Annotated in this window: 6 protein-coding genes, 1 tRNA gene and 1 pseudogene; 4 read left to right on the plus strand and 4 right to left on the minus strand. The window is 68.6% G+C overall.

The genetic code is table 11. From position 1 onward, the window contains the following. Nucleotides 1-229 precede the first annotated feature (229 nt). Both ACGFYH_RS28600 and ACGFYH_RS28605 read left to right on the plus strand, forming a co-directional pair. Nucleotides 230-1,840, plus strand: coding sequence for an IclR family transcriptional regulator C-terminal domain-containing protein (locus ACGFYH_RS28600; protein WP_393806062.1), 1,611 nt, complete (start codon nucleotides 230-232; stop codon nucleotides 1,838-1,840). A 145-nt stretch (nucleotides 1,841-1,985) separates the two neighbouring features. Beyond that, nucleotides 1,986-2,058, plus strand: a tRNA-Arg gene (locus tag ACGFYH_RS28605). Between the two features lie 97 nt (nucleotides 2,059-2,155). Here the strand turns inward: ACGFYH_RS28605 and ACGFYH_RS28610 are convergent. After that, nucleotides 2,156-3,913, minus strand: coding sequence for a tyrosine-type recombinase/integrase (locus ACGFYH_RS28610; protein WP_393806063.1), 1,758 nt, complete (start codon nucleotides 3,911-3,913; stop codon nucleotides 2,156-2,158). 142 nt (nucleotides 3,914-4,055) lie between these two features. Between ACGFYH_RS28610 and ACGFYH_RS28615 the strand changes: the two genes are divergently transcribed. Continuing rightward, nucleotides 4,056-4,298: a DNA-binding protein gene (locus ACGFYH_RS28615; protein WP_393806064.1), complete on the plus strand. Its 243-nt coding sequence runs from the start codon at nucleotides 4,056-4,058 to the stop codon at nucleotides 4,296-4,298. A gap of 310 nt (nucleotides 4,299-4,608) precedes the next feature. Next, nucleotides 4,609-5,520, plus strand: coding sequence for a recombinase family protein (locus tag ACGFYH_RS28620; protein ID WP_393806065.1), 912 nt, complete (start codon nucleotides 4,609-4,611; stop codon nucleotides 5,518-5,520). 80 nt (nucleotides 5,521-5,600) lie between these two features. On the opposite strand, the pseudogene ACGFYH_RS28625 reads toward ACGFYH_RS28620, so the two are convergent. The 3 genes and pseudogenes from ACGFYH_RS28625 to ACGFYH_RS28635 all read right to left on the minus strand — a co-directional run. Next, nucleotides 5,601-5,729 (minus strand): annotated as a pseudogene (locus ACGFYH_RS28625) (IS630 family transposase); the annotation flags it as partial. Nucleotides 5,730-5,899: 170 nt separating this feature from the next. Then, entirely contained in the window at nucleotides 5,900-6,445 is a 546-nt protein-coding gene (locus ACGFYH_RS28630; RefSeq protein WP_393806066.1) for a prolyl-tRNA synthetase associated domain-containing protein, read from the minus strand. A gap of 215 nt (nucleotides 6,446-6,660) precedes the next feature. Beyond that, nucleotides 6,661-6,963, minus strand: coding sequence for a hypothetical protein (locus ACGFYH_RS28635; RefSeq protein ID WP_393806067.1), 303 nt, complete (start codon nucleotides 6,961-6,963; stop codon nucleotides 6,661-6,663). Nucleotides 6,964-7,105: the final 142 nt, after the last annotated feature.

Genomic DNA, 7,105 nt, shown 5'->3' on the forward strand with positions numbered 1-7,105 from the left:
CCCGCCGGTTCGGCACCGGCCCGGGGGAATGGGAAGCACCGGATGCCCGCCGGCTCGGCACCGCACCGGGAGGGACGAGCGGCACCGGACGCCCACCGGCTCGCCACCGGGCCCGGAAGAGGGAACGGCACCGGCTCGGCACCGGACCCGGAAGAGCGGACAGCGCCGGAGCGGGGCGGGGCTACCGTAGGCCACGCCTGCCGTGATCACCGCACCGGAGAGTCAGTCGATGCCCGCCAGCCCCACGAACGACGCCGCCCTCGCCGGAGCCGCCGCCGCGCCGGACGCGGATGTGCCGGCCGAGGCGGTCGCACCCCTGCTGCGAGGCATCGCCGTACTCCGCCGGCTGACCGAGGCGGACGACGGGACCCTCAGCCTCAGTGGCCTGGAGAAGACCACCGGCCTGGCCCGCTCCACGGTCGACCGCCTCACGGCGACGCTCGCCCGCATGGGATACGTCCGCCTGGACGGCCGCGACGTGACCCTCGCCCCCCGCCTGATGGAACTGGGCAACGCCTACCTCGCCGCCCTCCGCCTCCCCGCCCTGCTCTCCGCCCGCGCCGACGCCCTGGCCGACGAACTGGACGAGTCGGTGTCGCTGGCGGTCGGCGACCGGGACGGCATCCGCTTCATCCACCAGGCCACCCGCCGCCGCGCGATGTCCCTCAGCTTCCGCATCGGCGACCTGCTCCCCGTTGAACGCACCGCCCCGGGCCCGCTCTTCGCCACCGAGTGGACGGAGCCGGACTGGCGCCGCTGGCACGAACGCCGGGCCGCGGACCCGGAGGACCGCTCCTTCCCGGCCGTACCGCCTCGCGAACGCACCGCCCCCGACGAGGACTTCGACCTGCGTACGGCGAAGGCGGCGGCCGACGGCTGGGCACTGGACGACCAGTTGATCGAGCCGGGCCTGCTGGCGGTCTCCGTCCCGGTACGGGACCCCGGCACCGGCCGGGTGGCGTGCGTGGCGAGCGTGGTGAGCCACACCAGCCGCCACACGGCATCGGACCTCCGGGCGGCCCTGCTCCCCCGCCTGCGCGCGGCGGTCGCGGCGATGGAGGACGACCTGCGCACCGCCCCGCCGCCGCACCCGGGCCCGCCCCGCGCCGGCCTGGCCACCTGGACGGGCGCGTCGAAACAGCAACTGGGCCGGGAGTTCGTCGAGTCCCTGGCCCGCGGACTGACCGTACTGACCGCCTTCGGCGAGGGCCGCTCCGCGCTGACCCTGACCCAGGTCGCGAAGGCGACCGGCCTGGCCCGCGCGACCGCACGCCGGGCACTGATCACCCACGAGCACGCGGGCCTGCTGACCCCGGCCCCCGACGGCACCTTCGCCCTCACCCCCCGGGTTCTGTCCCTCGGTTTCCCACCCCTCTCCCGCACCTCCCTGCCGGAGATCGCCCAGCCCCACCTGACCGCCCTCACCGACCGCGTCCACGAGTCGGCCTCCCTGGCGGTCCTGGCGGACTCGGGCGACGAGATCCAGTACACCGCCCGGGCCTCCACGGGCCGCGTCCTGAGCGCCCACGTCACGGTCGGCACCCGCCTCCCGGCACACGCGACAGCACCGGGCCGCATCCTGCTGGCCCTCCCCGAGGCCCGCGGCCAGGGCTACGCCCTGGTCGACGAGGAACTGGAGGCCGGCCTGCGCTCCCTCGCGGTCCCGGTACACGACCGCACGGGCCGGGTGGTGGCGGCCCTGAACGTGGCGACACACGCGTCCCGCCACACGACGGCGGCCTGCGAGACGGAACTCCTCCCGGAGCTGTCCCGAACGGCGGGCCACATCGAAGCGGACCTACGCGTGGCCGGCCACTTCGTCCACGTCCCCCCGGCATGACCCACGCCCCCGGCATGGTCTACGCCCCCCACACGCTCCCCAACGTGCCCCACGCCCCCACCCCACCGAACCACCCCCTACCTCCGCCTCTCCACCCTCGCCCCCGATCCGCTAACCTGTTGGCACCGCCGCTCAGCGACGGCACGCCTTCGTAGCTCAGGGGATAGAGCACCGCTCTCCTAAAGCGGGTGTCGCAGGTTCGAATCCTGCCGGGGGCACTGCCTGACCAGGCATTATGCATCGAACAGCCCCCTCGGAGTGATCTCCGAGGGGGCTGTTTCGTGGCCCGGGGGACACGCGGGGGACAAAGCGCGATCAGGCTGCGTCCGGGGCTCCGTCCCGGGGGACAGCGGACACCAACCGCAGATGTCCTCTACTGCGGGAGGCCCGGGCCTGGCGCTCGCCCGCAGCCTGCTGCTCCGATTCGTACGGCTCACCCGTGTTCTTCGGCGGCTGGCTCTCCTCCACTGCAGTGGGGACGGCTGCCGCGGAAGGCGCGGTGTCCGTCTCGGTGGCGGATTGCTGCGTGTCGTCGGGTTTGCTGACGCCCTTGCGGCGCGGCACGAGGTCGAGGGGGGCGTCGGCCGCGGCCTGCTCGAACTGCGGCATCAGGGAGGTGTAGGTGTCGGCGGTGAGCTGGTAGCTGCTGTGGCCGAGCAGGACTTGGATGGCCTTCATGGAGAGGCCGGCGGCGAGGCTCAGGGATGCGGCGCAGTGGCGCAGGTCGTGGAGCCTGATGGGCGGGAGGCCAAGGCGCTTGATGAACCGGTCGAAGGCCTGGGAGACGTTCTTGGGGTGGTGAGGGCGGCCGTCGGGCAGGGTAAAGACTTTGCCGGAGTCGACGTACGGATGGTCGTACGTCTTCAGCGCCTGTCGCTCTTGTGGGGTGGCGTTCAGCCACTGGTGGTGCTTGCTCTCCCATTCGGCGCGTTGGGCTTTCTGGACGTCGCGCCAGGCGGTCAGGAGGGCGAAGGTCGCGTGGTCCAGGGCGACGGTGCGGCGGCCGCTGCTGCTCTTGGGGGTGTCTTCCCAGACGGTGTTGGTGGAGTCGGTGACGAGCTGTTCGCTGATGTGAGCGACGCCTTTGGTCATGTCGAGTTCGGCCCAGGGGAGGCCTGTTGCTTCTCCGCGGCGAGGTGCGCGGAAGGTCATGAGGTGCCACATGATGTAGAGGGGGTGTTCGACGGCCACGTCGAGGAATTCGCCGGTCTGCTCGGGGGTCCAGACCATGACGGGGCTGGGTTTCTCGCCGGTTGCGCGCCAGCGGGCCACGCGCTCATCGGTCCAGACGAGCGCCTCGGGGCGTTCGTACTTGGGGATGGTGACGAGTTTGGCCCAGTTCTGGGTGATCAGTTTCTCGGTGACGGCGTCGGCGAGCGCGGCGGAGAGACAGTCGAGGTACTTCTTCTGCCTGCCAGGGCCTGTGTCCTGGCGGGGCTTGGTGCGGGCCTCTTTGAGGGCTTCACGGGCTTGGTGCCAGGTCTGGCGGAGTTCCGGAGGCCGGGGGGTTGGGGCTTTCCTCCAGGCTTGATGGGCTGCGTCGCAGGCGGCCTTGGCCTGCTGGGCGGCGATGCGGTTGGCTTCCTTGATCTTGTTGATGGCCCAGATCTGCTTGAACATCTCCTGGATGTGGCGGTCCCGGAGCTCGCGCACGGAGAGGTGGCCGAGCGCGGGTATGAGGATGCGGTCGATGAAGTCGCGGTAATCGCTGCGGGTGCTGCGTTTGAGGTCAACGCGCTTGTCGTGCCAGCGGTTGAGGTACTGGGCGACGGTCTCTTTGGATTCGACGTTGACGCCGCCTTGGGCTTCGTCCCACAGCTTCTGCGCTGCTTCCTTGGCTTTCGTCTGGGTCAGGAAGCCGCCCTTGCGTGGGCGTCGGCGCTGGCCGCCGATGCCGTCGGGGAGTTTGACGTAGTAGTACCAGGTGCCGTGTTCGCGCTTCTTCAGCAGCGGGCAGCTTGCGCCGAGTTCGCGTGTCTTGGGTCGGTCGCGAGCGTCGAGGATCGGTTGGCCGTTGTCGTCGAGTTTGGGCTCGGTGCACTTGCATCGCTTGTAGACGCTGCCGTCGAACACGTGGGATCCCCCTGAATGTGCTGGGTTGTTCCTTACGTGTCCTGATCATGCTGTAGCGAAGGTGACGCTTCCTTGGGCGCCGTATGCTTCCTGCCAGGTGGCGCGGGGAAGAGGGATGTGACCACCTTTGTCCTCATCTGCGATGGCCGTGCAGCGCACTCGTTCCGAGGGGCGTCGCGGCGGGATGTCGGTCGAGGAAGTGAGGTCCCTGCCGGCTGCGGTGAGCGTGGTGACGGCGGCTCGCGCGTTGGGGATCGGTTCGGACAAGGCGTACGAGTTGATCAGGGACGGCTCGTTCCCGGCGCAGACGATTCCGCTGGGTCAGACGCAGAAGGTGTCGACGGCGAGCTTGTGGAAGGCGCTGGGGATCACTCTGGATGTGTAGCCACCTATGCGGCCCGGACGTTGCGTCGTTTGTGCACGTCCGGGCCTCTCTCTCGCCTCGCTCCAGCGTGGGTGTAATCGGTGAAGATGCAACTTGCCCCGTACAGGTTGCTATGAGCCGCGTCACATGTGGCCCTAGATGATGTCTCCTGGCCTGCAAATATCGCGTTAAGGCTGGCCAGTTCACCGGATCTTACGCAGGCATGGCCCTCGACCCCGATATACATTGGCCTATGTCAGGTCTAAGGGACTCCTAACGCGTTGTCGACGCGAGGGGTCGCAGGTGCGAATAGTTGATCGGAGTCAGCTGCGTGGGACGGTTGTCGGGCTACGTGCGCGCGGGGGTGGTGCATCCGCAGGAGGCGCCGTTGCTGCGGGAGGCCGTCACGCTGCTGTTCGGTGGGGATTCGGAGGCCGAGGCGACGCGGTGGCTGACGAGCAAGGGCATGCTGACGCCGCGCGGCAACGAGTTCCGTCGTGAAGTTCTGCACCGGCTGCTGGTCAATCCGCGGCTTGCGGGTCTGGATGAGAACGGCGAGCCGATCGAGGGCTGGGACGAGCGGGTTCTGGAGCCGGACGTATACATGCGCCTGCAGGCTCTGTTCGTTGAGCGCAGCGAGAAGCGTGGCACGCCGCGTGACGCCCACGAGTACCTGCTCACCGGCGGGTGCGCGGTGTGCGACGAGTGCACGCAGGGCATGATCGGCAGCCGCGCCCACGCTGAGGCCCCGCCGTCCTATAAGTGCGACGGCTGCGGGAGGACCCGCATCAACGCCGAGAAGCTCGAAGACTTCGTGGCCGAGCACGTTCTGGCTGAACTGCTGAAGCCGGGGGCGCGTGAGCGGCTTGAGCAGTTGGAGTCTGACATCGAGGCGGAGATCGCCCGCTTGAAGGAGCACATTGCGGGGGCCGACGAGCGGTTCGCCGGCATCGGCGACCTGTACGGACGCGGGCTGATGGTGAAGGCCGCGTTCGTCGCCGCCCAGAAGGCCAGCAAGGAAGACTTGCGGACGGCCAAGCTGCGGTTGAAGTACCTGGAGCAGATGACCGACCTGCCGATCGGTGACGTGCACGACCTGGTGGCCTGGTGGCGCACGGCCCCGTTCGCATCGAAGCGGGGCCTGGTGCTGCTGGAGCTTGAGCATGTTCGGGTCGGCCGCGCCGAAGGCAGCCAGGCCCCGGAGAAGCGGGTCCTGCTCGACTGGCGGCAACCCACCGACTGAAACAGCATCAGTCTCAGCCCCTACTGAGGCAGGGCCGGCACTTCGGTGAACACCCCTTCATTGTTCATGGAGTTGGCCTGCTGGTCAGGGCGAGAGCCAGCGGTCGGGCGGAAGCCCAGTGGGCCGAACTCGTCGAAAGCGAAGGTGCGGTCCGGCCGCTGGGTGATCGCGTACTCGATGCGGTCGAGCTCGGCATCGAAGTCCGAATCGCTCGGACCGGCTGTGCCATGCCACCTCCCCGTACCGATCGGACGTGCCGTCAGATTCAACGGCTGCTGATCACTGCAGGTTCCGGCCGCGTCTTCCCGCATGATCTGCATCATCAGCGCCATGGGATTCCCGCCCTCGTGGTCACAATGCCCCGCCGGCAGTCCGGCGATCATGTGCGCGATGAGAGGGCACCGCCGCCGTGGCCCAGCGTGCGGAAGTCGAGCAGCAGGGGCTCGTGACCGCAGGCGCGGAGGAAGGCGATGAGGTCCTGAGGCGACACGGCGGTGGTGGCGTCGTTGCGCAGCGGATGGAAGTGCAGCGGGTTCCGGGCCAGCAGTTCGCTGTCGAGGACGACGCTGATGCTGCCCGGAGCGGCGTTCATCAGGGCGAAGGGCGTAACCGCCCCGGGCGTGACCCCCAGCACGTCGGCGAGGGTCTCCGGCTTCCCGAAGGACAGCCTGGTGGCCCCGACGGCCTTGCCGAGGGCCTTGAGATCAACCGGTGTGCCCTCCTCGACCACAGCCAGAAACAGCCGCCGCTTCCTGTCCTTGAGGAACAGGTTCTTGGCGTGCCCACCGGCATCACCGACTTTGTGCAGTGCCTGGGCCTGCTCGACGGTGAAGACCGGTTCGTGACGCTCGGTGGCCCAGGCGATGCCGAGCGCGTCCAACCGTGCGACGAGCGCGGCTTCGGCCTCGTCAGGGGCACGCGTCACGGGGCCCCACCCGCTGCGAGGAACACCACATACATGTCTGCTACCTCCGTGAACTGACAAACACTGACAACGCCCGAACACTCCACCACACCCAGCCGAGCATGCCGATCACTTTCTAGGGCATCCACGAGGCGGGAACATGCACAGCCAATCGTTGACTCAGTGATCGTTTCCGGTCACGGCAGGGCGCCGATGGTCCCCACGGCAAAGCCCTGTCATTGCGCGGTGCAGGTCTGCTTGGCCTGCTGAGCGAGGTCTCCGGGTGCAACGATCATGAGCCGGGTGTTGTCGCCCAGCCTCTCCAGGGCCACGAACTCGACCTCGGTCTCCTCGTGCTGGTGCGGCAGGTAGAGGCGACGACGATCTCCGTCGGGGTGGGCGACGGCGGTGACGTCATCATCGAGGATTCGGCGGGCGACCGGATCGGCCAGCCTGATGTGATCGCAGACCTCGTTGAGGCGTGCGTCGTCCGGGTGGGCTTTGTGCGCGAGGCGCAGCTGTGAGAAGCCGTATCTCAACCGATCTTGGAACGTGCAAGTCGAACGGAGTTCCTGGTCGGGTGATCTTGCGGTCGTACGCGCATGAAGGCAGGGCCTCCTGGTAGCTCGGGAGTGCGACCGAATTCCGAGCGGTTCCCGGAGGCCCTGTTGTCGTTGTTGT

The organism is Streptomyces sp. NPDC048392 (assembly GCF_043200575.1).
Lineage (GTDB): Bacteria > Actinomycetota > Actinomycetes > Streptomycetales > Streptomycetaceae > Streptomyces.

What these genes read in the sequence shown, in the direction of transcription:
- ACGFYH_RS28600 (WP_393806062.1), top strand. Translation starts at nt 230, where the DNA reads ATGCCCGCCAGCCCCACGAACGACGCCGCCCTCGCCGGAGCCGCCGCC.
- ACGFYH_RS28615 (WP_393806064.1), top strand. Translation starts at nt 4,056, where the DNA reads ATGGCCGTGCAGCGCACTCGTTCCGAGGGGCGTCGCGGCGGGATGTCG.